Annotated in this window: 24 protein-coding genes and 8 tRNA genes; 14 read left to right on the top strand and 18 right to left on the bottom strand. The window is 61.0% G+C overall.

The window, feature by feature from the left end:
- Positions 1 to 147: 147 nt before the first annotated feature.
- Both KI797_RS04070 and KI797_RS04075 read right to left on the bottom strand, forming a co-directional pair.
- A complete protein-coding gene (locus tag KI797_RS04070) occupies positions 148 to 1,494 on the bottom strand; it encodes an MFS transporter (protein WP_226171631.1) in 1,347 nt (448 codons plus the stop codon).
- 63 nt (positions 1,495 to 1,557) lie between these two features.
- Positions 1,558 to 2,652: a glycoside hydrolase 5 family protein gene (locus KI797_RS04075; RefSeq protein WP_226171633.1), complete on the bottom strand. Its 1,095-nt coding sequence runs from the start codon at positions 2,650 to 2,652 to the stop codon at positions 1,558 to 1,560.
- 325 nt (positions 2,653 to 2,977) lie between these two features.
- Here KI797_RS04075 and KI797_RS04080 point away from each other — a divergent pair, with 325 nt between their 5' ends.
- Entirely contained in the window at positions 2,978 to 3,997 is a 1,020-nt protein-coding gene (locus KI797_RS04080) for a LacI family DNA-binding transcriptional regulator (RefSeq protein ID WP_226171635.1), read from the top strand.
- Positions 3,998 to 4,146: 149 nt separating this feature from the next.
- Here KI797_RS04080 and KI797_RS04085 read toward each other — a convergent pair whose 3' ends face one another.
- From KI797_RS04085 to galE, 5 genes are all read right to left on the bottom strand, one after another.
- Entirely contained in the window at positions 4,147 to 4,482 is a 336-nt protein-coding gene (locus tag KI797_RS04085; protein ID WP_082029922.1) for a SemiSWEET family sugar transporter, read from the bottom strand.
- A gap of 95 nt (positions 4,483 to 4,577) precedes the next feature.
- Entirely contained in the window at positions 4,578 to 5,549 is a 972-nt protein-coding gene (locus KI797_RS04090; protein WP_226171638.1) for an aldose epimerase family protein, read from the bottom strand.
- Positions 5,546 to 6,697 (bottom strand): galactokinase, encoded by a 1,152-nt coding sequence (gene galK / locus KI797_RS04095; protein WP_226171641.1) that lies wholly within the window; start codon positions 6,695 to 6,697, stop codon positions 5,546 to 5,548. The genes KI797_RS04090 and galK overlap by 4 nt, the downstream gene beginning before the upstream one ends.
- Entirely contained in the window at positions 6,694 to 7,740 is a 1,047-nt protein-coding gene (locus KI797_RS04100) for a UDP-glucose--hexose-1-phosphate uridylyltransferase (protein ID WP_226171643.1), read from the bottom strand. Before KI797_RS04100 ends, galK begins: the two co-directional genes overlap by 4 nt.
- A gap of 51 nt (positions 7,741 to 7,791) precedes the next feature.
- The gene (gene galE / locus KI797_RS04105) at positions 7,792 to 8,805 is read right to left on the bottom strand and encodes a UDP-glucose 4-epimerase GalE (protein WP_226171645.1); all 1,014 of its coding nucleotides are present in this window, start codon (positions 8,803 to 8,805) and stop codon (positions 7,792 to 7,794) included.
- A gap of 235 nt (positions 8,806 to 9,040) precedes the next feature.
- On the opposite strand from galE, the gene KI797_RS04110 reads away from it, so the two are divergent.
- Positions 9,041 to 9,274, top strand: coding sequence for a hypothetical protein (locus KI797_RS04110; RefSeq protein ID WP_226171647.1), 234 nt, complete (start codon positions 9,041 to 9,043; stop codon positions 9,272 to 9,274).
- Between the two features lie 419 nt (positions 9,275 to 9,693).
- Here the strand turns inward: KI797_RS04110 and KI797_RS04115 are convergent, their stop codons facing one another.
- Positions 9,694 to 11,907, bottom strand: a complete 2,214-nt coding sequence (locus tag KI797_RS04115; RefSeq protein WP_226171649.1) for an immune inhibitor A domain-containing protein — start codon at positions 11,905 to 11,907, stop codon at positions 9,694 to 9,696.
- Positions 11,908 to 12,402: 495 nt separating this feature from the next.
- On the opposite strand from KI797_RS04115, the gene rraB reads away from it, so the two are divergent.
- Entirely contained in the window at positions 12,403 to 12,738 is a 336-nt protein-coding gene (gene rraB, locus KI797_RS04120) for a ribonuclease E inhibitor RraB (RefSeq protein WP_041206820.1), read from the top strand.
- 103 nt (positions 12,739 to 12,841) lie between these two features.
- Here the strand turns inward: rraB and KI797_RS04125 are convergent, their stop codons facing one another.
- A complete protein-coding gene (locus KI797_RS04125) occupies positions 12,842 to 14,812 on the bottom strand; it encodes a sensor domain-containing protein (RefSeq protein WP_139751760.1) in 1,971 nt (656 codons plus the stop codon).
- A 169-nt stretch (positions 14,813 to 14,981) separates the two neighbouring features.
- On the opposite strand from KI797_RS04125, the gene KI797_RS04130 reads away from it, so the two are divergent.
- Positions 14,982 to 15,476: a hypothetical protein gene (locus tag KI797_RS04130; protein ID WP_042648318.1), complete on the top strand. Its 495-nt coding sequence runs from the start codon at positions 14,982 to 14,984 to the stop codon at positions 15,474 to 15,476.
- A 63-nt stretch (positions 15,477 to 15,539) separates the two neighbouring features.
- On the opposite strand, the gene KI797_RS04135 is transcribed toward KI797_RS04130, so the two are convergent.
- Positions 15,540 to 16,457, bottom strand: a complete 918-nt coding sequence (locus tag KI797_RS04135) for an AraC family transcriptional regulator (RefSeq protein ID WP_226171651.1) — start codon at positions 16,455 to 16,457, stop codon at positions 15,540 to 15,542.
- A gap of 113 nt (positions 16,458 to 16,570) precedes the next feature.
- Between KI797_RS04135 and KI797_RS04140 the strand changes: the two genes are divergently transcribed.
- Positions 16,571 to 16,900: a carboxymuconolactone decarboxylase family protein gene (locus KI797_RS04140; protein WP_024945875.1), complete on the top strand. Its 330-nt coding sequence runs from the start codon at positions 16,571 to 16,573 to the stop codon at positions 16,898 to 16,900.
- 216 nt (positions 16,901 to 17,116) lie between these two features.
- Here KI797_RS04140 and KI797_RS04145 read toward each other — a convergent pair whose 3' ends face one another.
- The 5 genes from KI797_RS04145 to rsgA are packed head-to-tail and all read right to left on the bottom strand — an operon-like array spanning position 17,117 to position 19,995.
- Entirely contained in the window at positions 17,117 to 17,521 is a 405-nt protein-coding gene (locus KI797_RS04145) for a hypothetical protein (protein ID WP_226171653.1), read from the bottom strand.
- Positions 17,522 to 17,523: 2 nt separating this feature from the next.
- Positions 17,524 to 17,787 carry a DUF2960 domain-containing protein gene (locus tag KI797_RS04150; RefSeq protein ID WP_226171654.1) on the bottom strand — a complete coding sequence of 88 codons (264 nt, stop codon included), beginning with the start codon at positions 17,785 to 17,787 and terminating at the stop codon, positions 17,524 to 17,526.
- A gap of 4 nt (positions 17,788 to 17,791) precedes the next feature.
- Entirely contained in the window at positions 17,792 to 18,049 is a 258-nt protein-coding gene (locus KI797_RS04155; protein ID WP_226171656.1) for a VF530 family protein, read from the bottom strand.
- Positions 18,046 to 18,918 (bottom strand): archaetidylserine decarboxylase, encoded by an 873-nt coding sequence (asd, locus tag KI797_RS04160; protein ID WP_041206823.1) that lies wholly within the window; start codon positions 18,916 to 18,918, stop codon positions 18,046 to 18,048. Before asd ends, KI797_RS04155 begins: the two co-directional genes overlap by 4 nt.
- A 42-nt stretch (positions 18,919 to 18,960) precedes the next feature.
- Complete coding sequence (rsgA, locus tag KI797_RS04165; RefSeq protein ID WP_226171659.1) at positions 18,961 to 19,995, bottom strand: small ribosomal subunit biogenesis GTPase RsgA; 1,035 nt, start codon at positions 19,993 to 19,995, stop codon at positions 18,961 to 18,963.
- A gap of 91 nt (positions 19,996 to 20,086) precedes the next feature.
- Between rsgA and orn the strand changes: the two genes are divergently transcribed.
- From orn to KI797_RS04210, 9 genes are all read left to right on the top strand, one after another.
- Positions 20,087 to 20,632: an oligoribonuclease gene (gene orn / locus KI797_RS04170; protein WP_182787784.1), complete on the top strand. Its 546-nt coding sequence runs from the start codon at positions 20,087 to 20,089 to the stop codon at positions 20,630 to 20,632.
- 177 nt (positions 20,633 to 20,809) lie between these two features.
- A tRNA-Gly gene (locus tag KI797_RS04175) sits at positions 20,810 to 20,885 on the top strand.
- A 24-nt stretch (positions 20,886 to 20,909) separates the two neighbouring features.
- A tRNA-Gly gene (locus KI797_RS04180) sits at positions 20,910 to 20,985 on the top strand.
- A 29-nt stretch (positions 20,986 to 21,014) separates the two neighbouring features.
- Positions 21,015 to 21,090 (top strand) — tRNA-Gly (locus tag KI797_RS04185).
- A gap of 38 nt (positions 21,091 to 21,128) precedes the next feature.
- A tRNA-Gly gene (locus tag KI797_RS04190) sits at positions 21,129 to 21,204 on the top strand.
- 25 nt (positions 21,205 to 21,229) lie between these two features.
- A tRNA-Gly gene (locus KI797_RS04195) sits at positions 21,230 to 21,305 on the top strand.
- A gap of 25 nt (positions 21,306 to 21,330) precedes the next feature.
- Positions 21,331 to 21,406: transfer RNA gene (locus tag KI797_RS04200), tRNA-Gly, on the top strand.
- 38 nt (positions 21,407 to 21,444) lie between these two features.
- Positions 21,445 to 21,520, top strand: a tRNA-Gly gene (locus KI797_RS04205).
- Positions 21,521 to 21,544: 24 nt separating this feature from the next.
- A tRNA-Gly gene (locus tag KI797_RS04210) sits at positions 21,545 to 21,620 on the top strand.
- A 379-nt stretch (positions 21,621 to 21,999) separates the two neighbouring features.
- Here KI797_RS04210 and KI797_RS04215 read toward each other — a convergent pair.
- From KI797_RS04215 to KI797_RS04225, 3 genes are all read right to left on the bottom strand, one after another.
- Complete coding sequence (locus KI797_RS04215; RefSeq protein ID WP_005327092.1) at positions 22,000 to 22,209, bottom strand: cold-shock protein; 210 nt, start codon at positions 22,207 to 22,209, stop codon at positions 22,000 to 22,002.
- A gap of 271 nt (positions 22,210 to 22,480) precedes the next feature.
- On the bottom strand, positions 22,481 to 23,149 hold the full coding sequence (locus KI797_RS04220; RefSeq protein ID WP_041205123.1) for a LysM-like peptidoglycan-binding domain-containing protein: 669 nt from the start codon (positions 23,147 to 23,149) through the stop codon (positions 22,481 to 22,483).
- A gap of 99 nt (positions 23,150 to 23,248) precedes the next feature.
- Positions 23,249 to 25,351 carry a methyl-accepting chemotaxis protein gene (locus KI797_RS04225; RefSeq protein WP_226171662.1) on the bottom strand — a complete coding sequence of 701 codons (2,103 nt, stop codon included), beginning with the start codon at positions 25,349 to 25,351 and terminating at the stop codon, positions 23,249 to 23,251.
- Positions 25,352 to 25,577 lie beyond the last annotated feature (226 nt).

The raw sequence follows: 25,577 nt of genomic DNA on the forward strand, positions 1-25,577 counted from the left end.
CACAGGAAGACAGGAGCTCAGTGAAGAAAGCGGCCCGGGGCAGACCGCCTTGCCTCTGACGTGATTTTAAAAGGCCTGTTGCAGTGGGTAGGCCATATATCGTCAATGATTGCCAGACACCGAACCAGGTTACACCATTCAGTCAGTTTAAATAGGGTTGTTCGAGCGCCATTTTATCAAGGGGTGACGCACCCTGGCATGTTTATCTTCGGTGAAGTTGTACCGTGTCATGATAATAATACGCATGATGCTGCCCAAGATTGGTACCAGAGATATACAGATAAACAGCCCATCCATCGTTGCTTGAGTCTGCGCTGTATTCGGTTGATAACCAAGCCAGATCAGCAGGGTGCCGGAGATCCCGCCCGCAATGGCCCAGGCTAATTTTCCGGTAAAGGTCTGCCCTGAGAAGGCGATGGCGGCGCAGCGGCGGCCGGACTTGAGCTCGGCATATTCGATGGTCTCGCTGAGCATGGCGGAGATCAGCGGGTTGGTGATGACGTTGGCGGCATGGATCAGGGCGAGGAAGCCGAACACCAATATCAGGTTGTCGTAACCCGCCGTGTAGAAACCGACGCGCAGGGCGATCTCCAGCATGGTGAGCATCAGGAAGAGATCACGTTTTCTGAAGCGCTTGGTCAACACCGGCACCAGCATGCAGGCCATGGAGGTGGCCACGCCTATGGTCCCCATCACCGAGAGCAACCCGGCGTCACCCATGTTGTAGGTGAAGAAGAAGATGTAGAGCCCGGTCGCCAGGTTGAAGAAGACATTGCAGAAGAAGGAGCCCAGCACATAAGCCAGCGGTTTGTTGGCCCGCAGGACGCGGAAGGAGTCCCTGATGGTGATCTTGTCATCCGGGTTGGGCTTGACGCGCTCCTTCATCTGGCTGGCGCCGATCACCATCAGCGGCAGGGCGATCAGCATCAGGCAGAGGGCGCCTTCCATGTAGCCCTTGGTGCTGCTGGTCGCGGCAAACAGCTCGGTGAGCTTCGGGAAGATGATGGAGGCACCGCCGATGCCGATATTGACCCCCAGCATGGCGACGGTCACGGCTTTGGCGCGCTCTTGCGGCTCCTGGCTCATGACAGACGACATGGTCCAGAACGGCACATCGGAGAGGGTGTAGATCATGCCCCAGGCGATATAGGTCACCGCCGCATAGGCCACCTTGGTTGCCATCGGCAGATCCAGGCCGATGAAGCTGAGGGAGGTGACGCCCGCGATCAGGAAGGGCACGCACAACATATAGGGGGTAAATTTGCCGCGCTTGAAATTCAGCGTATCCATATAGCCGGCAATGAGGGGATCGTTGATGGCATCCCAAATACGGGCGACGAGGAAAATGGCCCCGGCCGCAGCAGGCGATATTCCAAGAATATCGGTGTAAAAATAGAGAATGAAGGAACCCACCAGGCCGAAGCTGAGGCATTGCCCGACGGCGTAGCTGAAATATCCCGCCAGCTCTCTATTTTGTATCTTTTGGTCTGTCATCTGCCAACCTCTACGACATGAATGGGTTGTGAAGAGCGCCACTGCTGTGGCGTCCTTCTTGTGTTATGAGCGGGTCAATGTGCGGATAAGTGCTGTTTCGCTGGCGGAGTAGGGGGTGCCGTCCTCTTCCAGCAGATCATGGAACCAGACCCGGCGCCAATCGGGGTCGATATTGCGAACGAAGGGCCAGGGTAAATGGGTCTGGGTTTTGCCTTTCACCAGGCCCCACTGATAGGCGCCAATCTTCAGCTCCTTGAACAGGGGTAATTGCTGCTCCACCGTGCTGCCGACATGGCGTGCCAGCCACTCGGTGCAGAGCATAGGACGGCGATAGCTGCCGACCACCTCCAGGGAGATCTTCAACCCCTCCATGCGCTGATAGGAGTGGAAGGTGATGACATCCGACAGCGCCATGGCCCGCCGGTCGGTGGGGTGGGTGAAGGTGTTTTCCGGGGTAAATTCCGCATCTCCCTGACCGATGCTGTAGGGGGCATGCCAGGCGCCGACGGTGAGCGGCTGGATGGGGTTCTCCTCCCGGGCCCAGACGAAGGCCAGTTCCATCAGATAGTGGGCATATGTCTCCAGCGATTCATCGAAACGCACCTCGACATCGCCTTCCGAGAAGATGCCGCGGTTGGTCGGCTCGTTGTAGAGATCCCAGATGAAGATCCGTTCGTCATTGGCAAAGGTACGCACCAGATCGCGGATGTAACGCTCCAGCTCGTGCCATTGGGTCGGGTCAGTGACGATGTTGCGGCCTGGACTTGCTGCCGCCTGACTGTTGTGAACATCGTCCCGCGGTGGTTTCTGGCTACCCAGATAGGGATGATCACCAGAAAAACCGCAGTCATCCATCAGGGTCATCATCACGCGGATATCGTGTTTGCCGCACAGGGTGAGGAATTGCGCGATCCGTGCGATCAGGCCATCACGATCATGTTGCCAGACAATAAACGGCAAATTGGTGCGCAGGGTGTTGTAGCCCAGTTCGCTGGCCCAGGCCAACTCCTGATCGATGATGGTGGGATCGAAGGTCTCGGCCTGCCACATCTCGGTCCAGTTGACCGCCGTACGGGGCAGGTAGTTGAAGCCCAGTAGCCAAGGTTGTTTATCCCACCACTGCCAAGCCCGTTCTGTTGACCACTGTTGTACCGCCATCGGAGATCCCCTTTACTAATTATTTGTGTCTATTTGCTAATTATTATTAGCTAATAACCTTGGTTGCAAATGATGAAGGATAGAATTCTGGGATCAGTCACAAAACGAACAAATTTAAGGTGTTCTCAAGCTGGAGTTGGCGAGCTGTTGTCTCCTCGGGGTTATCGCTCTGTGCCAGATAACTCCTGCATCGTCTCTGAAAGCGCTTGTACTACTTGCTCATGCCCGTAATCATGAGTCATGATGGAAGGTAAATAATTAATATTATTATCTGGGCGGTACCGCTCACATTATGGTCATACCGATGAACAATAAACGCATCACCATGAGTGCCATCGCCGCGGCTGCTGGCGTCTCCCAATCAACGGTCTCACTCGTGCTCAATGGCTCGACCACCATCAAGCTGGCGGACGAAACACGGCGCAGAGTGCTCGAGAAAGCGGTCGAGCTGGGTTACCAGCATAAGCGAGCCGAACATCTACCCAGGGGGCCATCTGCGCGAAAAATTGCTTTTGTATTCAATGGTCTCACCCCCTATGACCCTTTTCTCGATGCGATCAATGCCTGCAATGAGCGTGCTTGGGAGGCTGATCGCATGTTGGTTACCTTCGATTATCGCAACAGCGCGGAGCTCACCAGACTGATCGAACAGGAGATCAATCAGGGGGATTATCTGGGGATGATCTTCGCCTCCTCCATGACAAGGCAACTCGCCGAGATGGAGCTCTCCCCACAGGTGCCTACCGTGTTGCTCAACTGTTATCTGGAAGCCACGAGCTTGCCCGAGCGCTATTCCATCCTGCCTGCCGATAAGTTAGCGGGCTATAAGGTGACGGCACACCTGCTGGATCAAGGTTGCAAACGGGTTGCACTTATTCAGGGAGAGCCCTGGATGGAAGCGAACAGCCTGCGGTTGGAAGGGTATCGCCAAGCGCTGATCAACCACGATCTGATCCCTGAACCACAATGGGTGCGCGTGGGCAACTGGTCGCTGCACGAGGCCTATGAACAGACCCGGCAACTGCTGGCACTGCCTCAGCCGCCTGATGGCATCTTCTGTTGCAGCGATTACATGGCCCAGGGTTGCTATCAGGCGATTGCCGAGGCGGGGTTGCGCATCCCGGAAGACATTCTGGTGGCCGGCCACGACAACCAGATGCTGGCCAGCGAAATGGAGCCTCCTTTGAGTTCCATCGAACTGCCTTACGACGAGATGGGCAAACAGGCGGTGGATACCTTGTTGCAACTGGCGCAAGGAGAGAAGCCCATCGCGTTGCAGATGAAGTTGGAGGGCGAGTTGCTGATCCGCGCCTCGACCAGGGGCCGGCCAGTTAACCGCCTTTGACCCCCTCTCAATGGCCTGTGGCACAGCGACGCCTTATGCCACGGATCGTGCTGAGATTTATGCCGTCATGCCCGCGAAAGTGTGTGGTAAGAATCAAAAATGAGAAGCCCATGATGGGTATTGAGTGGCCTCGTCCACCACTCGGTCAGCTAATGAATGGTTAGATATTCGTTTTTCAGTTTGAGCAGCAACACTGTGCATGCCAAGGCCAGCGTGATGGCATTGGCAATGATAAGGGGGATGTCGCCGATCTGAAGGCCATACACCAGCCAGCACAGCACGCCACAACTGAACGCGAGATACATGCTGTTCGAGATCGCTTTGGTCTCCCTGGTTTTCAGTATCTGCAGCACTTGTAGTGCAAAGGATCCTGTGGTCAAGAAGGCTGCGCATAGGCCGAGATAATCGGCATCAAGCCATAATACCGAGACGCAAAGCACGACTGATATCGCAATGGCGCGAGGCCATAAAGCTGCGGGCAGCATGTTTCGTTCCTTTTCTGTGTTGAATGCGGTCATGATGAAGCCGATGGGCGGAAGAGGTGCGACAAAGGGGCGACTTGACGCACCCCTTCAATGAGTCACGCCACGACCGGGATGAGCCGATAACGGGTAACGTGTTGATAACATTCACCTGGCATCAACCAAGGGTCGCCCAATTCTGGACGGTTCGGGCTGTCTGGCAATTGCTGCGCCTCCAGACAGATCCCCTGATAGTTTCCCCAATGCCCACCCCCGCGCTTGGGCGCGCCGGCCAACCAGTTGCCGGTGTAGAGCTGGACGCTCGGCTGGTCGGTATGCATCTCCATGCGCAGGCTGCCATCCCCTGCCATCAGAGTGGCCTGTGGTGCGGACGAGGCGTCATCAAACAAGAAGCAGTGATCGAATCCCAGACATTTCTCCTGCTGCGAGTGGGTCATCCACTGCTCCCCGACCCGCTTGCCATGCCGCAAATCGAATACCCCTTCGACCGGTGCGATGCCAAGCGGCAGCGAGTGCTCATCGGTCGGCAGATAGCGATCCGCATTGATGGTGATGCGATGGTCACGCACGTCACCGCCATCCAGATTGAAATAGGCGTGGCTGGTGAGGTTGACCGGGGTCGGTGCATCTGTGGTGGCGCTCAACGCGATCACCAGATCGGTCTGCTCCAGCCGGTATTCCACCGTCACGTCCAGATTGCCAGGGAAGCCCTGCTCGCCGTCGGCCAGCCGGGTTTGCAGACGGATGCGATCTTCGGCCAGCTCGGCCAGTTGCCACTCCCGGTTGTGCAGGGAGTGGCTGCCCCCGTGCAGGCAGGTGGTGCCCTCGTTGGCATCGATCTGCCATTCTTGCCCATCCCGCTCCAGACGGGCGTTGCCGATACGATTGGCGAAACGCCCCACGATCGAGCCCAAATAAGCGCGCTGCTCGGGATAATCCACCGGATCACAGGCCAGCAGCACATTGCAAGATGTGCCGTTGACCGGGATCTCGAGGGCGGTGAGCGTTGCCCCGAAATCGAGCACGCTCAACCGCAGACCCGCTGCATTTCGCAGATGGAACTCTTTCATGCGATGACCCCCGCCCCGGCGCTGGCGCGGCAGACATAGCAGTCCGCCTTGAGGCCAAACTTGGCCGGGTACTGGGCCTCGACCACGGCGATCACCTCGGCCACCTTCTCGGGGCGCAGCAGGGCAACCACGCAGCCGCCGAAGCCGCCCCCTGTCATCCGCACGCCCCCCTCGGTACCGATCTGGGCCTTGATGATCTCCACCAGGCCGTCGATGGCGGGCACCGTGATCTCGAAGTCGTCGCGCATGGCGGCGTGGGACTGCCCCATCAGTTCGCCGAGGCGTACCAGATCGCCGCTCGCCAGGGCGTCAGCGGCGGCCAGGGTGCGGGCATTCTCCCCCACCACGTGGCGGGCGCGGCGATAGCAGGCCTCGTCCAGCCCGGCCTTGCCCGCTTCCAGCGCGGCCAGATCCAGGTCGCGCAGCGCCTTGACCCCGTAGTGACGGGCGGCGGTCTCGCACTGCTGGCGGCGGGTGTTGTATTCGCTGTCCACCAGGCCGCGGCGCACGTTGGAGTTGACGATCAGCACCGCCAGATCCTCGGGCATGGGGATGAGGCGGGTCTCCAGGGTGCGGCAGTCCAGCAGCAGGGCATGATCCCGTTCGCCGCTCGCGGAGATCATCTGATCCATGATGCCGCAGTTGCAGCCGACGAACTGGTTCTCCGCCTGCTGGCCGTTGAGGGCGATCTCGGCCTGGCTGATGGCAAGCCCCTGGGCTTCCTTGAAAGCCTGGCCGATGGCCACCTCCAGGGAGGCGGAGGAGGAGAGGCCGGTGCCCTGGGGCACGTTGCCGGAGACCACCAGGTTGAGGCCGCGCAGGGCGTGGCCACGGGCCTGCAGATGCTTGACCACGCCGCGGATGTAGTCGCTCCAGCGCTGGTCCGGGTGATGGGTGATGGGCTTGTCCAGGCTGAACAGATCCCGCTGGTTGCCGTAGTCGGAGGCGATCACGTGCACCAGGTTGTCGCTGCGCCGGCCGATGGCGACGCAGGTCTCGTAGTCGATGGCACAGGGCAGCACGAAGCCGTCGTTATAGTCGGTGTGCTCGCCGATGAGGTTGACGCGACCGGGGGCGCGCACCAGCAGGTCGGGTTGTTGCTCAAACTGCTCGGCAAACACGGCGCTGACGCGTTGGCTGGGAGTCATGGGGTCACCTCATTGGCTTTGTAATGAACGGGGGAGAGGGAACGCAGGCGTTCCGCGGCTTGTTCCGGCGTCAGGTCCCGCTGGGTTTCGGCCAGCATCTCGAAGCCCACCATGAACTTGCGCACGGTGGCCGAGCGCAGCAGGGGCGGGTAGAAGTGGGCGTGCAACTGCCAGGCCTCGGGACAGTCCGAGTTCGGCGGCGCGAAGTGCCAACCCATGGAGTAGGGGAAGCTGCACTCGAACAGGTTGTCGTAGCGGCTGGTGAGCTCCTTGAGCGCCACCGCCAGGTCTTCTTGCTGCTCCTGGGTGAGATCCAGCATTGAGGGCACATGGGCCTTGGGCAGCAGCAGGGTTTCGAACGGCCAGGCCGCCCAGAAGGGCACCACCGCCAGCCAGTGTGCGGTCTCCACCACGATGCGGGATCTGTCTTGCAGCTCCCGCTCCACATAGTCCAGCAGCAGCGGGCGGCCATGCTCGGCCAGCCAGGTGCGCTGGTGCTGCTCTTCGCGGGCTATCTCGTTGGGCAGGAAGTCGCTGCCCCACAGCTGGCCATGGGGGTGAGGGTTGGAGCAGCCCATGACGGCGCCCTTGTTCTCGAACACTTGCACCCATTCCCACTGGCTCGACAGCTCGGCGACCTGGCTCATCCAGGTGGTGATCACCGCCTCGATGGCGGGCAGGGGTAGCTCGGGCAGGGTCTTGCCGTGATCCGGCGAGAAGCAGATGACCCGGCTGGTGCCGCGGGCCGCCTCCAGCTTGAGCAGGGGATCCTGCTCGCCACCGGCGGCCGGGGTGTCCTGCATCAGGGCGGCGAAGTCGTTGGTGAAGACGAAGGTGTCCCGATAGTCGGGGTTCTGGTCGCCGGTGACGCGCTTGTTGCCGGCGCAGAGGAAGCAGTCCGGATCGTGGGACTGGCTCGGTGCCTGGCTTATTTTTTCGATCTGACCCTGCCAGGGGCGCTTGGCCCTGTGGGGGGAGACCAGCACATACTGGCCGGTCAGCGGGTTGAAACGGCGGTGGGGGTGATCAACAGGGTTGAACATCATCACTCCAGTCAATGAGTTGAGAAAATCGTAACGGGCAGGCCGGCAGGCCTACTCCTCGTAACCGTTCGGGTTGGCGAGCTGCCAGCGCCAGCTGTCGGCGCACATGGCGGCGAGATCCCGGGTGGCATGCCAGCCCAGTTCGCGCTGTGCCTTGGCGGGATCGGCCCAGCATTCGGCGATGTCGCCCGGGCGTCTGGGTTCGATGCGATAAGGCAGTGGCTTGCCGCAGGCGGCTGAGAACGCGGCCACCATCTGCAGCACGCTCTGGCCCTGGCCCGTGCCCAGGTTGTAAGGGTGGACGCCGCCTCGCCCCGCACAGTGGTGCAGCGCCTTGACGTGCCCCTCGGCGAGATCCATCACATGGATGTAGTCGCGCACGCCGGTGCCATCCGGAGTGTTGTAATCGTTTCCAAAGACCGAGAGGCAGTCGCGACGGCCAATGGCCACCTGGGTGATATAGGGCATCAGATTGTTGGGGATGCCCTGGGGATCTTCCCCCAGGGTGCCGGACTCGTGGGCGCCGACCGGGTTGAAGTAGCGCAGCAGGGTCATGCTCCAGTGGGGCTCGGCGGCCTGCAGATCCTCGAGGATCTCCTCGATGATCAGCTTGGAGCGGCCATAGGGGTTGGTGGCGCTGCGCGGGAAATCTTCCCGGATGGGGGTGCTGGCCGGGTCGCCGTAGACGGTGGCCGAGGAGCTGAACACCAGGTTGTGAACCCCGGCGCGCTTCATCGCCTGCAGCAGCACCAGGGTGCCGCTCAGGTTGTTCTCATAATATGCGAGGGGGATCCGGGTCGATTCACCGACCGCTTTCAGGGCGGCGAAGTGGATCACGGCGTCGATCTGCTGCTCGGCGAAGATGCTGTCCAGCAGTGCCGGGTCACGGATGTCCCCCTGATAGAAGCGGGGCAGTTGCCCGCTGATGGCGGCAACCCGTGTCAGCACGGCGGCCTTGCTGTTGCAGAGGTTGTCCACCACCACGGGTTCCATGCCTGCCGCCAGCAAGGCCAGACAAGTGTGGCTGCCGATATAGCCGCAACCGCCGGTCACCAGTACTCTCATCCTCTTCTCCACCGTTCGTGCCTCACGCAAGGAAAGTCTGAGCAGGAGTTTAGCCGAAGCCAGATTACTTAAACCGTGATGCATATCACGTAGTTGTGTAAACGATTACACTTGTTGTGAGAATGGACCTTTACCTGTGGCTATCAACTTGTCGGCGCTTTTTACGTGCATTGTTGCCCGTTTCGACCGTGAGGAGAGTAAAGGCTGCGCGGGCGCCATCAAGGATGTTGCGCACGTGGTTGGCGCTAAAGTGGTAACGCTTCCACAAAAGGGCCGCTCGCCCAATGTCAGTGTCGCCTTCCGCGAGGTGATGCAGAAGGCCACGGCCGTACTGGACTACCCCCCCCCCAACGCCCGGGCTCTGGTCAGCCAGACCAACGACACCATGGTGGCGGTTGGCCATATGGGCAAGCCCTGCCTCTGTGCCTCGGCCAAGGAGAGCACCATGAAACGGGGTTGCGCCTGCTGATGGACACTGTTTTTCACCGCGCCAGCAGGAGCGGGAAGCGATCGAATTGCTGATCGCAAGAGGTGTGAAGCCCAGAAGGGGGAACAGCAAGGTACCAAGTGAGAGGAAGGAGCGATGATGCCTTGTGTCCGCCCGGTTTGGCGCTGCTCAACAGCTAAAGCATGACCTTGAAGGAATGCGACATCGCCCTCAACAACTGGCAGGGTTACCACCAGGACACCGGGCAATATTCCGGGGCGGGTAAACCGGTCTGGAGCGACCTGCGGGCAGTTTGCTCTCCCCATCACAGGGCCGCATTCCCCGCGATGTGCTGAGGCCGCACCGCAGCGGTTAAGTATGAAAAAAGCGAATAAAAACAATGCCAGTCAGACTTAACTGACTGGCATTCTGGTCTGAACCCGGTGGATTCATGCCATGACTCAGTGACGGCTGACGATGATCCTCCCGGTGCTCATGTCGCGGGCCTGACCGGTAACGCTGATCTTGAGTCCATATTCGGGTAGCAGACGACCGGCGTCCGGGATCTCCTTGCTCTGGTAGCTGCGGGAATCCTTGAACACCCGGTTCGGGGTGATCCAGAAGTCGCGCAGCAGGGAGCCGCTCGGGTGTTTGAGGTCGAGGGGGCGCTGGAAGCCCAGGCCGAAGGCAGCATCGTGGATCTGGTAACGAGTGCCGGCCACGGCCCCATCGCTCCACGTGAGGGTGCGCTGATCCCCGTCCACCACCCCGAGGAAGCCTTCACCCGGGTGCTGGCCCACCCAGTTGTTAGCCTGGCTGCTGTCCACGTACCAGAGCAGCATACCCGGCTCGTAGCGCATCAGCTGGTCGGCCACGTTGATGTGGGCTAGCCCCTTGTCCACCCCCGCATGGTTGCGCCACTCGGCCAGATAGTAGTGATCCTTGGCCTCGTTGCCATCGTTCTTCACAAAGCCGGCCAGGGTAAAGGCCGCACTGCCCTCGGCCCCGTCACTCAGCAGAGTGTCGCCATCGGCGAGGATCTGCAGCTCGTCCACGAATAGCCCGTTTTCGGCCACGCCGCCATCGCTCTGGTATTGCAGGGTGAGGGTGATCTGCTGGCCGGCCCAGGGGGTGAGGTCGAACTCGGCATCGGTCCAGCCGTTGGAGTTGCCGGTGATGCCGACCCCGAAGCCGATCCCGTTCGGATCGTCACTGGTGGTCAGGTTGCCTGGGATGGGTTCGCCGTTGACCAGCACCCGGCCGTAGTCAAAGCCATCTTCGATCTGATACCAGGCCTTGAAGAGCAGGCTGGCGCTCTGCCTGCCACCGAGATCCAGCTTGAGGCTCATGCGGTTGTCCAGGTTGTTGCCCTTGCCGCCGTGGTACTGGTACTGGCCGGCATAGGGCGGGTTGAGGGGTACCTGTTTGGCGGGCAGGTTGATGCGCACCACGTCGTCGTTGCGTCCTTTGTCGTTGGCCTGATCCAGCATGTAGACGTTGCCGCGAGGGTTGAGATCGGCGAGCTGCACATTGCTGCCGTGCAGCCAGTTGCCCCCGAGGGAGGCCTGTAGGAACTCCTTGGCCCAGGGGGAGAAGCCGGTCGGCTCGGTGCCCCCGATGACCCCGGCCCAGGAGCCTGAGGACATGATGGACCAGGTCGCCACCGGTTCCCCCTTGCCGCTGTACTTGGTGTCGTACTCGTCCGGCAATCCCAGATCGTGGCCATATTCGTGAGCACAGACCCCGGCCGCCGCATCGATGGGCTGGATGGTGTAGTCGTAGGCGGCGAACTGGCCGCCGAAATCGCCGTTCGGGCTGCTGGTGCCGGGGATGGGGTAGGGGGCGCCCAGGTTCCAGCGATGGGCCCAGATGGCATTCTCGCCGAGATCGCCACCCCCCGCCTCTTCGCCGACGCTGGAGTGGAAGATCATCAGGTGGTCGATGAGGCCGTCCGGCTCGTCCCGGTTGCCGTTGCCATTGAGATCGTAACGATCCTCCTGATCAAACTCGGCCAGATCGATGGCAGGATCTGCCGCCACCTGCGCCAGCGCCTCCTTCACCAGCTCCCGTACCGCCGTTTCGTTCTGGTTGCTGCCGTAGTAGGCCGCGTCCTTCCTGGCTGTGTACCAACCCGCCACCTGACCGCGCACGCTGTAGCTCTGGCCGGACTGCTGCTCGTAGAACTGGCGCATGGAGATGAAGCGTTCGCCGTTCGGACCGGCATAGCCTTTGGACGAGAACAGCAGATCGTTGTAGTGCGTCTGGCTGTAGTCCGGGTAGTACATCTTGGTGAGCTCGGGGGTAACGCTGTTCTTCGGGTAGTCGGGGAAGTCCACCAGGATGGCGAGGATCTTGTCCTTGCGCATCTTGCCCCTGTAATGCTCCTTCTCGATGGCCTTGAGCAGCAGGGTGGGCACCCGATCGCCGGGGCGGGCGGTGCCGTTCAGGCGGATCTTCTTGAGGATGCGCTCCCGTACTTTGCCCTCTTTCACCGCCAGGGTGCCACTGTTGCCGTTGTAGGCCCGTGACTTGTCGCGGTAATAGCGGGTCAGGGCCGCCTGCTCCATCTCGGGGGAGGCCAGGGTCGGGATCCGGCCGCTCTTCTTGAGCATCTCCAGCACCTTCATCTCGTCGGCGAGGGGGGCATCGAAGGGGCCATGGACCGGGGCGGCCATGACATGGTTTCCAATCATAAGGGTAGAGCCGATAAGCAGGCTCGTTATTGTTGTTTTGGGCATTGCAATGTGCTCCTTCACATGATCAGAAAGGAGCCCGTCGGGCTCCTTTTCCGGACGGGGAGTGATTCACCCGCGTCCCTTTATGCCTTTGGATTGGTCCTTTGTCATCAGCACCTCGATGGTGGAAAACGCTGACCTGAAAGAAGCATGTGATGTGTTTTGACTGTCTTGTGCCGGATGATGAAGGTATCTATGGGTGACACTTGTCAATGGTGGGTTATTACACTTTTTTAACCTTTTTGCGGACACCACCATTTGGGAGGAGGCTTGAGAGGCAGTTATCTTGGTCCGCCGCATTGAGCCCGTTGCGCTCTGCGGGTATGCTTTGCCGCAACCACCCCCTGGCGGCGAGCGGGCCGACACGGCCGCAGCGTGTCCGCCAGCAGGGGCTACATCCATCCAATACCGTCTGGGGTTTATATGAGTATCAACATGCAAGAGTGGCGCGAAGAGACCACCGCCATCGTCAACGAGCTGCTGGCCGATGGCAGCAACCCGGATCTGGACTACGAGATTGAGCACCACTTTGCCTGTCAGGACTTCGATCTGCTGGAGAAGGCTGCGGTTGACCTGTTCAAGGCCGGCTTCGAAGTGACCGATGCCGAGGAGATGGAACTGGACGACGGCGCCACCATCTTCTGCTTCGATGCTACCGTGGAGTGCAAGCTGGATATCGAGACCATCGTCTCTGACATCGAGAAGATGCTGCCTATTCTGGAAAAGTACGGTGTGGACTACGACGGTTGGGGCACTTACTTCCAGGAGTAAGCCTGGGTCGGCGGCGGCTGTGTGCATCATGGTCCATGACGGCTGATACACTGCCAGACAATCAAAAGGCCACCCCTGGGGTGGCCTCGTTGTTGGTGGCGGGTCAAGCTGGCAACTGGTAGTTGCTGGCAAACTCCCCGGGGGGCAGGGGGCGACTGAACAGATAGCCCTGCAGCCGATCGCAGCCCGCCTGTACCAGCCAGGCCTGCTGCTCTACCGTTTCCACCCCTTCTGCGGTGATCCTGATGCCGAGTTCATGACCCAGACCGATGACGGAGCGGACGATGGCGGTGGTGGCCTGGTTGCTGGCCAGCCCCTGGGTGAAGCTCTTGTCCAGCTTGAGGGTCGCCACCTGCAGCCGCGGCAGGTAGGCGAGCGAGCAGTAACCGGTGCCGAAGTCGTCGATGGCGAGCTGGAAGCCCGCCTCGATGAGGCAGGCCAGATTGCTCTCTATCTCGTCGGCATTCTCCATCAGCACCCCTTCGGTGATCTCCAGCTCCAGTTGCCAGGGGGCGAGCCCGTGGCGCTCGATGCAGGCGAAGATCTGCGGGCAGAGTTCGGGATCGCGGAACTGCAGCGGTGACAGGTTGATGGAGAGCACCAGGTCAGGGGCCGCCACCTGCCAGCGCGCCAGCTGGGCACAGCCCAGCTCCAGCATCAGTTGACCGAGCTGGCCGATGAGGCCCAGCTCTTCCGCCAGGGGGATGAACTCATCGGGGGAGATCATGCCGAACTCGGGGTGAGGCCAGCGGCAGAGCAACTCGGCCCCGTGCAGCCGGTTGCTGTGGGTGCAGATGATGGGCTGGTAGACGGCGGTCAGCTCGGCCGACTTGATGGCCAGCGGCAACTGGGCGGCGATGAGCTGACGGCGCTTGAGCTTGGCATCGAGATCGGGATCGAACAGGGTGCAGTGCTGCTGCTGGCGTTTGCCCTGTGCCAGCGCGGCCTCCGCGTGACTCAACAGGCGCTCGGCCTCCTTGGCCTTGCCGTGGGCGATGCCGAGGAAGACCGGGATCTGGATCCTGTGTTCCTCGACCTGGTAGGGGGCCATCAGTTCCTGTTGCAGGTTGCGGCTCCACTCATCCAGGGAGAGGGGAAGCTCGGGCAGCAGCAGGGCGAAGTCATCGGCAGCGACCCGGCAGAGCAGGGACTGAGGCGGCGCCAGCCGTTGCAGGCGACGCGCCACCTGGCTCAGCAGGCGGTCGGCGACCCGGATGCCGAAGCGATCGTTGATCTCGCGAAAATGTTGCAGATCCACCAACAGCAGGCTGGCCTTGCGGGCGCCGAGGTGGCGGCTGGTCTGCAGGAAGTGGGATAGCTTGAGCAGGCCGGTGAGGCTGTCGTAGTGCTGCTCCTGCTGCAACTGGGCCTGGGTGGTACGCAGTCCGGTGATGTCACGGCTCAGGGTGAGAATGCCGAGGGCGTTACCCTCGTCGTCCGGGACTTCGACCCGGGTGACCTCCAGATGGCGGCCCTTGCCCTGGGCATCCACCACGCAATATTCACCCTGTCCCAGGGTCTGCTCGACGGGGAGACGGGGGGGCACTCGTCGACCCAGGGCGTCGCTTGCCGTCAGGCCCATGAAGTCGAGAAAAGCCTGATTGCAGTCGATGAGCACGCCCTGGTGATCTTCGAGGCGAATAAGATCGGGGATGGCATCCAGCAGGCGGCGCTGCAACAGTTGCTGCTGGCGGAAGGTTTGCTCCAGCTCCTTGCGCTGATCGATGGCGCTGACCATGGCAAAGAGGGCAAGGGGGTTGCCCTGCTCGTCATAGAGCGGCACCTTGTGGATCTCCATCCAGTTGGTGTTGGCGCCACTGTGGCAGTGCCATTGCTGGTGCAGCAGGGGTTTTCCTTCGGCCAGCAGGCGCCCGTCCTCCTCACGGAACTGATCGCCCCAGGGCATCTCGGCGTCCGTCTTGCCGACGAGGTCGCTTGGCTGCTGTAGTCCTGCCTCCCGGGCGAAGGCCTTGTTGGCAAACAGGTACCGTCCGGCCGTATCCCGGCAGAAGATATTCATGGGTAACTGGTCGATGATCTGCTGCAGCAGCGCCAGGGAGAGCGAAGAATTCACGTGAGCACTCACGGGGGAGACTTCGAGCAAATCTATGATAACAGGTCAGTTTTGTAAAGCTTGGGTTAAGAATCCACCATTTATGTGGATCCCTGCTGACAGTCTGTGTCGTGATCGCCATAATAGCCGCCGATTGGCCTGTGGTGGCCTTATGGATGAGAGAAGCAGCATGAAGAAGATAATGGGGGGCGCCCTGGCCCTGTTGATGGTGGGTTGTGCCAGTGACAACAATGGTGGCGAGCAGTACCGCTATACCCCGCCGGTTGCCAAGGCGACCAACAACACCCAGGAGATGGCGATTCCGGTGGATCTGGTGTGGGCCCGCGCCGAGAAGTGGTTTGGCGATCACGGTCTCAACATCGAAAACAGCCAGCGTGGCTCAGGTCTGATGACCGCCAACGTTGAAAACTCGGCCGACGGGCTGGAGTGGCTGGATTGCGGCACCATGGGTTCCAAGGTCGCACTGGGCAACCCCAATCTGCAGATCAATCTGATCATCACCCAGAGTGGCAACAACAGCGTGGCGACCGTCAACGTCAAGGGCAACACCCAGCTCTACTTCGTCGAGTCCTCCGGCGAGCGCGTGCTGGCCCCCTCCATCACCCCGGTCTGCGTCTCCCGCGGCAGCCTGGAGCAGAGTCTGTTCGCCACCCTGGGCAACTGATCCTGCCCTGCCTGCGCGCATGAAAACCCCGTTGCCTGCAACGGGGTTTTTGTTTTTGGTCCGCTAGCCGGGCAGGGCAGGCCAGCCCTGCTGGCGAAAGCGGCCAGGCGCCATCCCGCTCGACTGCTTGAATGCCTTGGCAAAGGAGGCCTCCGACTGATAGCCGACCCGCTGCGCCACCTCGCCGAGGGGGAGTTGATCCGGGTGGCGCAGCAGTTCGGCCGCCCGCACCATCCGCACCCGTACCATGAAGTCCCAGACGCTGCAGCCCAGCCGCTGGCGAAAGTGGCGAAAATAGGTGGCGCGGGACATGGCGGCCAGCGCCGCCAGTTCATCCACGCTCCAGGGGTGGGCCGGGTCGGCCAGCATGGCCTGCAGCGAACGGCCCAGCCTGGGGTCTTGCAGGGCGCCGACCAGCCCGAGCGCCCCGTGCGGATCGCTGGCATGGGCCCGCAGCCCCATGGCCAGCAGCACCTGACTGAGGGCCGTCAGCACCGCCCCCGAGCCCTGCTGTTCGCGCTGCAGCTCCTGGTGGATCAGGCTCAGTACCAGGCGCAGCGCCTGTTGCGACTCGCTGGCGAGCAGCGGGATGCAGAGCGGGCTCGGCAGGGCATCCAGCAACAGCGGCCGCAGCGGCCCCTGGTAGCGGTACTCGCCGCACAGAAACTCCACCTGATCGCCGCCATCGCCTCTTAGCGGCAGCAGCCCGTCGCCCGGCTCGGCCAGGGCCAGGGTGTCGCCTTCCCGCCAGATGGTATGGGGCTCGCCACCGGGCAGCAGCAGCAGATCGCCCGGCCGCAGGACCACGTCATCGCCCTGCGCCGTGCTGACCCGGATCTCTCCTTTCATCAGCAGGTGGAACGGCATCACCCCGGCCGGGCTCTGCGCGTGGGGCAGTCTGAAACCGCCGCGATAGAGGCAGCGCAGGTCGAACGTGCCCTGGATGCCGGCCTGGCTGATCAGCTGGTCTATCTGATTCATGATTCTATTTGACTGTTATTTGCGTCTTTAAAGTATTAAACGACTCACGCCTCGATGCAATACTGGCTTCATCGAGCAGGCAGGGGCCTGTTCTGCCACACCGGAGAGTCAAGATGCAAGACTGGGATCAATACCGTAAACAGTTGATGGGCCGCGTCATGGAGCTGGGCACCCTGAGCCCGGATACCCTCAAGGGTTATCAGCAGCTGTCGTCCGCCGGCAGCAAGAGCGGCGTGCTCGATGGCAAGACCCGCGAGCTCATCTCGCTGGCGGTGGCCGTCACCACCCGCTGCGATGGCTGCATCGCCGTCCATGCCGATGCCGCCCTCAAGCAGGGGGCCAGCCGGGCGGAGATCGCCGATGCACTGGGGGTTGCCGTTGCCATGAATGCCGGGGCCGCCATGGTCTACTCCGCCCGTGTGCTGGACGCCATCGACCGTTGAGCCAGGGTGGGGCGGCTCTGACGCCGCCCTGCCGCCAGGTTGTCGGTCTGCCGGCCAGTCCCTGCTGGTCCCAGCAAGTTGAGTGACCCTGCCTACCTTTGCCACGCCCCACGGGCGTGGCTTTCTTGTCTGCGGGCTGGCCTGCCGGCCATGGTTTGCGCTTTCCAGAAACAAAACCCCCGGCTGGGCCGGGGGTTGGGTGCTTATCTCAGGGGATCAGGGCTGGAGTGCGCTGTCACCGTGAAACAGCGCCCGATCACCGGACTTGAGCACATAGCCCTTCCAGGGGAAGAGCTGGTAGGCCCCTCCCTGCCAGGACCAGTTTCCTTCCTCGCCCTGGCGGTCAAGGGGGATCAGCTCGCCGCTTGGCAGGGTCAGCTCGGCCTGGCTCCGATCGGCGTTGAACAGCACGAAGGCGCTGCCGCTCTCGGTGGCCTCGAGGGATTGCAGGCGCACCGCCTGTTCGAACAGCCGTACGCACTGGCCGAGCAGGGGGGACCACTGGTAACCGGCGCTGGCACGGCAGCCGTGGGCATCCTGATCGTTGCCGACCAGCTGGGGAGGCTGGGTGCTGCAGGCCGCCAGCAGCAGGGAGGCGGCCATCAGAGTCAGGGTTCGCATGCTCATTCCTGCTTGTCTTCGAGATTGTCCCGTTCGATCACGACGTTGGAGAAGCCCAGCTCCTTGAAGTAGTTCTCCCGGTAGTCCTTCACGCTCTTCTTGTCGCGGCGGCACACCTGGGCCAGCTGCTCTTCCATGGCGTGAAAGCGGGTGAGATCGATGCCTTCGGCGGCGGCAATGGCATCGTAGATGCTGTTGAACTTGTCGTTGGCGTAGCCGATCTCTTTGGTTTTCTTGCCGTAGGTGTAGGTAATCTTGAACGCCATGGCGTTATTCCTTTGATTTGGCTTGCTTGCGCTGAACGTAGAGATAGAGGCTCTCTACCTTCTCTCGCGCCCAGGGGGTCTTGCGCAGGAACTTCAGGCTGGACTTGACGCTGGGATCGTCGATGAAGCAGCGGATGTTGATCTGCTGCCCCAGTTGTTCCCAGCCGTAATGCTCGACCAGGGCGGTGATGATCGCCTCCAGGGTCAGCCCGTGCAGCGGGTTGTTTTTCTGCGAGCTAGCAGGCTTGGACTGGTCACTCATGCCTGCTCCGCCAGCTTGGCAAAGGGCTGACCCATGCGGGTGGTGACCCCGTTGGCCAGGTGGGGTTCGAAACCGGCCAGCATGCCGGGGCCAAACAGGCAGACTACGGTGCTGCCGAGCTTGAACAGGCCCATCTCGGCGCCTTTTTGCAATGTGATGGCCTCGTCGCCGGTGTAATCCCAGCGCACCACTTCCTTCTGTTTGGTCGGCGCTATGTTGCCGGCCCAGATGGTCTCGATGCTGGCGACGATAGTGGCGCCAACCAGCACCAGCGCCATGGGGCCGTGGGGGGTGCGGAAGGTGGCAACCACCCGCTCGTTGCGGGCAAAGAGGTTGGGCACCTTCTCGGCGGTGAGCGGGTTGACGGAGAAGAGATCCCCCGGCACGAACACCATGCTCTCCAGCACGCCGTCCAGCGGCATGTGGATGCGATGGTAATCCTTGGGCGCCAGATAGATGGTGGCAAAGTCCCCATCCTTGAACGGCGCCACCAGATCCTCGAAGCCGCCCAGCAGCTCGCGGGCACTGTAGTCGTGGCCCTTAGCCTGGATGATGCGGCCTTGGCTAATGGGGCCGAGCTGGCTGACGGTGCCGTCCACCGGCAGGGCCAGGGTCATGGCATCCTCGACCAGCGGACGGATCCCCGGCTTGAGCTCGCGGGTGAAGAAGGCGTTGAAGCTTGCGTAGTGGGCCGGATCTTCGTGCAGCGCTTCGCTCATATCGACGCCGTACTGCTTGATAAAGGCCTCGATCACCCGGGTGGTGAGGTTGCCAGCCTCGGCAGCAGCAAGCTTGCCGAGCAGGCGGGAGAGGGCGTGTTTGGGCAGGCAGTATTGACCGGCAATTTTCAGGTTGTCAGTGATGCTCATGATCTTCATCTGCTCTTTCTAAAAAGAGGGAGGTTGATTGGGTCACAGCCGGGCTTGTTGCCGACCGTGGCGGGCTTCCTGCATGGTTTCCAGGATGCGGTGATAGTTGTGGAAGCGGTCAGGGCTGATGGCGCCACTGCTGACCGCCGCCCGCAGGGCGCAGCCGGGATCATCCTTGTGGGTGCAGTCGCGGAACTTGCAACTGCCGAGGTAGTCGCGAAACTCCACGAAACACCAGGTGATGCGATCGGCTTCCAGATGCCAGAGGGCGAACTCGCGGATCCCGGGGGAGTCGATGAGATCGCCGCCGCTCGGGAAGTGATAGAGCCGCGCCGTGGTGGTGGTGTGGGTGCCCAGCCCCGAGTTTTCGGAGATCTCGCCGGTGAGCACGCCGAGCCCCGGCATCAGGGCGTTGGTCAGGGACGACTTGCCCACCCCGGACTGGCCGACGAAGATGCTGATCTTGTCGGTCAGGGCGGCCTTGAGCGCATCGAGCCCCTCACCGCTCTCGCAGCTTACCAGGATCACCGGGTAGCCGAGCTTGCGGTAGGCGGCGAGCTGGCCCTCGACCCGGGTGCGGGCCGCTTCGTCCAGCATGTCGACCTTGTTCAGGACGATGAGGGGCGCGATTTCCACGTCTTCCGCCGCCACCAGGTAGCGGTCGACTATGTTGGTGGAGAACTCGGGCATCACCGCCGAAACGATGACTATCTGGTCGATGTTGGCGGCGATGGGTTTGACCCCGTCGTAGAAGTCCGGCCGGGTCAGCACGGAGTGACGGGGATGTACCGCCTCGATGACGCCGGCGGTCGCGGCATTGAGGCCGGGACGCCACACCACCTTGTCACCGCACACCAGGCTGTTGATGCTGCTGCGACGCAGGTTGCTGCGGTGTATGGTGCCGTCGACGGCTTCCACGTCCGCATGCTGGCCGAAGCGGCTGATCACCACCCCTTCGATGGCCGCGCCAAACAGGGTGTCATCCACCACAGTGGTGTGATCTTTTTGCAGCCGCCGCTCGCGGTTGGCCTGAACGCGCCTCTGTTGACCCAGATTGAGTTTTGCTTTCTTTGCCACTCGATTCGCCAGTTTATGAACAGATCCAAAGCCAGTATGATACATGCAAATTGGCAAAATTCCGCCATTCCTCCCAATAGAGAGAGCAATCATGACAGTCAGCGCGCAGAACCTGGTATGGATCGACATGGAGATGACGGGTCTGGACCCCGAACAGAACGTGGTTCTGGAGATTGCCACCATCATCACCGACAAGGATCTGAACGTGCTGGCACAAGGGCCCGTCATCGCCATTCACCAGAGCGATGAAGAGCTGGCCAAGATGGACGAGTGGAACGTCAACACCCACACCAAGAGCGGACTGGTAGCCCGGGTCAAGGCGAGCGAGCACGACGAAGCCCGCGCCGTGGCCGAGACCCTCGACTTTATCCGCCAGTGGGTGCCGGAGCGCACCAGCCCTCTGTGCGGCAACAGCATTGGCCAGGATCGCCGCTTCATGGTCAAGCACATGGGGGAGCTGGAAGCCTTCTTCCACTACCGCAACGTCGACGTCAGCACCATCAAGGAGCTGGTGCGCCGCTGGCAGCCGGAGCTGCTGGAAAAGTTCACCAAGAGCGGTTCCCACCAGGCGCTCGACGACATCCGTGAGTCCATCGCCGAACTGCAGTTCTACCGCAGCCATGTCTTCAAAATCTGAGTCCCCGGCAAGGGGTTGCAGTCGTCCGGTTGCTAAAATCGGCAGTTCGGCCAGCTTTTGAGCGAACGGCTGCACAGTGACAAAAAAGCCCTTGCAATTGGAATGACTGCTCTTATAATTCGGCTCCCGTACAGTAGCGCAAGCAACCAAATGCTGTACGGCCGTTTTAAGGTAGTTGCGGGAATAGCTCAGTTGGTAGAGCACGACCTTGCCAAGGTCGGGGTCGCGAGTTCGAGTCTCGTTTCCCGCTCCAAAAGTTTGCAGATGATATTCCGATGCGGGAATAGCTCAGTTGGTAGAGCACGACCTTGCCAAGGTCGGGGTCGCGAGTTCGAGTCTCGTTTCCCGCTCCAATCATCAGCACAGCCTCAAGACACATGTAGCGGGAATAGCTCAGTTGGTAGAGCACGACCTTGCCAAGGTCGGGGTCGCGAGTTCGAGTCTCGTTTCCCGCTCCAATACGTATTAGTAAGCTACTGCAGATGATTATTCCGATGCGGGAATAGCTCAGTTGGTAGAGCACGACCTTGCCAAGGTCGGGGTCGCGAGTTCGAGTCTCGTTTCCCGCTCCAAATCACTTGCAGAAGACATCCTGTTGCGGGAATAGCTCAGTTGGTAGAGCACGACCTTGCCAAGGTCGGGGTCGCGAGTTCGAGTCTCGTTTCCCGCTCCAAATCACTTGCAGAAGACATCCTGTTGCGGGAATAGCTCAGTTGGTAGAGCACGACCTTGCCAAGGTCGGGGTCGCGAGTTCGAGTCTCGTTTCCCGCTCCAATACGTATTAGTAAGCTACTGCAGATGATTATTCCGATGCGGGAATAGCTCAGTTGGTAGAGCACGACCTTGCCAAGGTCGGGGTCGCGAGTTCGAGTCTCGTTTCCCGCTCCAATCACTTGCAGAAGACATCCTGTTGCGGGAATAGCTCAGTTGGTAGAGCACGACCTTGCCAAGGTCGGGGTCGCGAGTTCGAGTCTCGTTTCCCGCTCCAATCTCTCTTCAAATTCAATCTCTTTCCGCCCAAGCTCACGAATCCAGTTTCTCAATACAATCACTGCCATATTCAGTTGGTAGAGCATGATCCGCGCTTGCCAAGGCTGGGGTCGCGAGTTCGAGTCTCGTTCCCGCTCCAATCTCTCTTCGAAGTCCTCATCATCCATTTGAATTGACCATCACATCGCGCAGCGATGATTTGTCGTATCCGGCATTCAGCCAGATCAGACCCATGTCTTCTGTAGCCGCTTTGTGCACAGGTGTGGGGGAGGGTTGTGGTTGCTGCGGACAGGCTTATGAGCGTGGCGGGGAAGGGGAAACGGTGGGCAAAAAAATAGGAGGGGCCTTGGCTCCTCCTGCGAGTTCACTAGTGCGGCTTAGAGCAGAGTCACGTTCTCAGCCTGGGGGCCTTTCTTGCCCTGGGTCACGGTGAACTGGACTTTTTGACCTTCAGCCAGGGTCTTGAAACCAGTGCTCTGGATGGAGGAGAAGTGAACGAAAACGTCCGGTCCCTGGGATTGCTCGATGAAGCCAAAACCCTTGGTTTCGTTGAACCATTTTACTTGGCCGGTGCGAATGTCAGACATGTGGTAAGTCCTATCTATAACAAAATGAAACTAACGCCTTGTTGGGCAGCATTTGCCTAGAATGCAGGGGCCTACCCATGACTGACTACGTCAATTTGTTCCAGTGGCATGCAGTACAATCCCTGTCTAAAGCACAACCGATTGTACTGGAGCCCGATCCCTTGTCAATTTGGCACTTTTCATTTTTTGAGCGAGCTAAAAGTATTGGGAAGTCAGCGGCTTGTTTCATGCTTCTGGTCAAAAAAACGGGAGGCCATGGCCTCCCGTTTTTTTATTCCTTGAGGGCGAACCCTTCACCCTGTCGGTCGTAGCGGTAGTTTGCCTGACCGAAGGAGCGGATCTCGACCCGCTGGATCCGGCGTCCTGTGTCCACCAGGATGAACACCGACTTGCCCGATTGCAGCCGGGTCAGCGGCCTGTCCGGCCCCTCGATGGCGATCAGGCGGCTCAGCTCGGCCCCGGGCAATTCAAACTTGCGCCAGATGGAGTAGAGGGTCTCGCCAGCCTGCACCTCGTGCTGCAGCCAGGTGCCATCCACCTTTTCTTCGACCGGTTTGGCCGCGGCCGGCGCACTGCTTGCGGCTCCGTTGCCCACGGTCAGCGCCTGGGTCGGTACGGCCAGCGGCACGGCGAGTGAACCGGAAGGTGCCGCCTTGGGGGCGGCGGGGGCGGGTTCCCAGGCGAGCAGCAACAGCCAGAGAGGCACCAGCACCAGCAGACCAATGGTGTGCTTGCGTGGCAGCGGGCTCGCCAGCTTGAATGAACTGGTTCTGGGTTCCTTGTTGCGTTGACCAAGGCCACTCATGCCCTGACCGAGGCGTTGACGCAGGGGCAGGGTCGCTGCATTGATACGATGGAGCAGGGTTCCTTGTGATTCGTCTTGGCGACGCTGCTGGGCTCGTCTGTTATGGCCACGTGGGCGACGGTCCGGGGTGGGCACGGCATTTACCTCTCACTACATTGCCTGCCATCAGGCAAATATAGCGCCTATGGTAAACGGACTCGCCCCCGAGGGGGAGAGCCCTGAGCATGAAAATTATCAGCTGAGACGAAATTGCCCCAGCAACTGCTGCAAACGTTCGGCCGCCTGGCGCAAGGCCTGGCTGGCTTTCGCCGTATTGGTCGCATCCTGGGCGATGTCGTTGGCCAGTGCGTTGGTTTTTGACAGGTTGCCTGAGACTGTCTCGGAAACCGAGCTCTGCTCCTCGGCGGCGGAGGCGATCTGATAGGTCATATCGTTGATGGTGGCAATGGCCTGGAAGATGCTGTCGAGGGCCGCCTCTGCCAGATCGGCCTCGCCCACCGCCTGATGGGTCAACTGCTGGCTCTGCTGGATGGCGTTGACCGCATTGGCCGAGCTGTGGCGGATCTTCTCGATCAGCTCCTGAGTGTTCTGCACCGCCTGCTGGGTGTTGCCCGCCAGCTTGCGCACCTCGTCGGCCACCACCGCAAAGCCGCGTCCCTGCTCGCCAGCCCGGGCCGCTTCGATGGCGGCGTTGAGCGCCAGCAGGTTGGTCTGATCGGCGATGCCCTGAATGACGGTGAGTATGCTGGTGATCTGTTCGCTGTCGTGGGCCAGCCCCTCGACCACCTCGGCCCCCTTGCCCGCCTCGGCCGCCACCTTGTGCATGGACTGGATCACCTGCTGGAAGCGCACCTTGCCCTGATCCGCCGCACCCTGTGCCTGCTTGGCGGAGTCGGCGGTGTTGTTGGCGTGGGTGGCCACCTCCTGGCTGACATAGGACATCTCCTGCACCGCAGTCAGCATCTGCTCCATCTCCGCCTGGTGATGCTGCAGGTTGGTGTCGGTCTGGCCGGCGATGCGATCGGTATCCCCTGCGTGGCGATGGACCTCGCTGGCGGTCTTGAGCACATCCCCGAGCAGCACCTGCAGCTTGTCGATGAAGCGGTTGATGCCCTTGGCCAAGTCCCCCAATTCATCGCGGGACTGGGTATTGAGCCGTTTGGTGAGATCCCCCTCGCCATCGGCGATGTCATCCACCAGGCTGACCATCTGACGGATGGGGCCGGTGATGCTGCGGGCGATCGCCAGCATGGTGGCCAGGGCCAGCACAAGTACGATGAGGGCACCGATAAGCTGCTGGGTCATGGCGGCCCGGTTCATCTCGGTGAGCTGGCTCTCCAGCTGATCGGCCCCTGCCAGCACCACCTGGTAGGGCAGGGTGACGATGATGGCCCAGTTGCGGGCCATGCCCGGCACCGCGATGGGCACAGAGATGCGAAACGACTCGTCGAGCTCCTGGCGTTGCAGCTCGGGTTTGAGGTATTGCTGCCAGCCGTCGCCAAGCAGCTTGTCGGCGCGGCTGCCGAGCAGGCTGGGGTCCCCGCTGGTGCCGGTGATGACGCCGGCGGCGCTGACGATCAGGGTCTCGCCCTTGCCGTCATAGATGTTGCTGTTGAGAGACTGGGCCTGACGGCTGATGGAGTCCACCGCCAGATCCAGCGCGGCTATGCCCTTGAACTGGCCATTTACCATGATGGGGGTGGTGATGGTGCTCACCAGCACCTGCTGGCCGTTGATGTCCACCTTGAAGGGATCGACGAGGCAGGAGCGCCCCTCCCGTTTCGGGCAGGCGTAGTAGTCGTTGGCCGGATTGCCGAATTCGTCCGGGTCGCTCTTCTCGATGGAGAGCAGCAGATCCGAGCCAATGTTCTCCTTGTCGCGATAGAAGTAGGGGACGAAGCGTCCCTTGTCATCGCTGCCAAGGGCACTCTGGCCTGCGAAGGCGCTGTCCTGGCCGTCGAAGCCGTTCGGTTCGAAGCCCGCGAAGGCGCCGTAGAGTTGCGGCTCCAGGCCGAGCTGCGCCTTGAGCAAGTCGGTGGCCTGCTGGCGATCCAGCGGCAGCTTGCCCGCCTGTTGTTGGGCGAAGACGCTGGCCATCTGCTGGGTATAGGAGAGCCCCTTTTGCAGCAACTGGGTAATGGTGGCGGCCTCGGCGCGGGCGTTGGCACTCACCTTCTGCCACGCCTCCTGCTGCAGGGCCGCGCGGCTGGAACTGATGGTCAGCTGCTGGGTCTGCTTGCTCGAGTATTGGTTGAGCAGGATCAGGATGACCAGGGCCGTGGTCATGGCGACTCCCGCCAGTACCAGGATGCGATTCTGGATAGAGCGAAACTGCATCTCGTGTTCCTTGTGCGTAGAAAGTTGTATGAATTATCGGCATGGCGGGAGATTCCTCCAGCAATGTTGCCCAGCAAAGCGGAAAATGAGGGGAGGTTTTGCGATCCCTCTCAAAGAACGGTGCCACGACCGAATCAAGACCTGTTTAGGCCCCGGCTATTGCATGGTTTTCCCATCCGTGATTCTGAGTGCTAAAATGCGACGGTTTTTTTAACGCATTGGCCCA

It is taken from the genome of Aeromonas media (assembly GCF_020423125.1).
Lineage (GTDB): Bacteria > Pseudomonadota > Gammaproteobacteria > Enterobacterales > Aeromonadaceae > Aeromonas > Aeromonas media.

What these genes read in the sequence shown, in the direction of transcription:
- KI797_RS04070 (WP_226171631.1), bottom strand. Translation starts at nt 1,494, where the DNA reads ATGACAGACCAAAAGATACAAAATAGAGAGCTGGCGGGATATTTCAGC.
- KI797_RS04075 (WP_226171633.1), bottom strand. Translation starts at nt 2,652, where the DNA reads ATGGCGGTACAACAGTGGTCAACAGAACGGGCTTGGCAGTGGTGGGAT.
- KI797_RS04080 (WP_226171635.1), top strand. Translation starts at nt 2,978, where the DNA reads ATGAGTGCCATCGCCGCGGCTGCTGGCGTCTCCCAATCAACGGTCTCA.
- KI797_RS04085 (WP_082029922.1), bottom strand. Translation starts at nt 4,482, where the DNA reads ATGCTGCCCGCAGCTTTATGGCCTCGCGCCATTGCGATATCAGTCGTG.
- KI797_RS04090 (WP_226171638.1), bottom strand. Translation starts at nt 5,549, where the DNA reads ATGAAAGAGTTCCATCTGCGAAATGCAGCGGGTCTGCGGTTGAGCGTG.
- galK (WP_226171641.1), bottom strand. Translation starts at nt 6,697, where the DNA reads ATGACTCCCAGCCAACGCGTCAGCGCCGTGTTTGCCGAGCAGTTTGAG.
- KI797_RS04100 (WP_226171643.1), bottom strand. Translation starts at nt 7,740, where the DNA reads ATGTTCAACCCTGTTGATCACCCCCACCGCCGTTTCAACCCGCTGACC.
- galE (WP_226171645.1), bottom strand. Translation starts at nt 8,805, where the DNA reads ATGAGAGTACTGGTGACCGGCGGTTGCGGCTATATCGGCAGCCACACT.
- KI797_RS04115 (WP_226171649.1), bottom strand. Translation starts at nt 11,907, where the DNA reads ATGGCCGCCCCGGTCCATGGCCCCTTCGATGCCCCCCTCGCCGACGAG.
- rraB (WP_041206820.1), top strand. Translation starts at nt 12,403, where the DNA reads ATGCAAGAGTGGCGCGAAGAGACCACCGCCATCGTCAACGAGCTGCTG.
- KI797_RS04130 (WP_042648318.1), top strand. Translation starts at nt 14,982, where the DNA reads ATGAAGAAGATAATGGGGGGCGCCCTGGCCCTGTTGATGGTGGGTTGT.
- KI797_RS04135 (WP_226171651.1), bottom strand. Translation starts at nt 16,457, where the DNA reads ATGAATCAGATAGACCAGCTGATCAGCCAGGCCGGCATCCAGGGCACG.
- KI797_RS04140 (WP_024945875.1), top strand. Translation starts at nt 16,571, where the DNA reads ATGCAAGACTGGGATCAATACCGTAAACAGTTGATGGGCCGCGTCATG.
- KI797_RS04145 (WP_226171653.1), bottom strand. Translation starts at nt 17,521, where the DNA reads ATGCGAACCCTGACTCTGATGGCCGCCTCCCTGCTGCTGGCGGCCTGC.
- KI797_RS04150 (WP_226171654.1), bottom strand. Translation starts at nt 17,787, where the DNA reads ATGGCGTTCAAGATTACCTACACCTACGGCAAGAAAACCAAAGAGATC.
- KI797_RS04155 (WP_226171656.1), bottom strand. Translation starts at nt 18,049, where the DNA reads ATGAGTGACCAGTCCAAGCCTGCTAGCTCGCAGAAAAACAACCCGCTG.
- asd (WP_041206823.1), bottom strand. Translation starts at nt 18,918, where the DNA reads ATGAGCATCACTGACAACCTGAAAATTGCCGGTCAATACTGCCTGCCC.
- orn (WP_182787784.1), top strand. Translation starts at nt 20,087, where the DNA reads ATGACAGTCAGCGCGCAGAACCTGGTATGGATCGACATGGAGATGACG.
- KI797_RS04215 (WP_005327092.1), bottom strand. Translation starts at nt 22,209, where the DNA reads ATGTCTGACATTCGCACCGGCCAAGTAAAATGGTTCAACGAAACCAAG.
- KI797_RS04225 (WP_226171662.1), bottom strand. Translation starts at nt 25,351, where the DNA reads ATGCAGTTTCGCTCTATCCAGAATCGCATCCTGGTACTGGCGGGAGTC.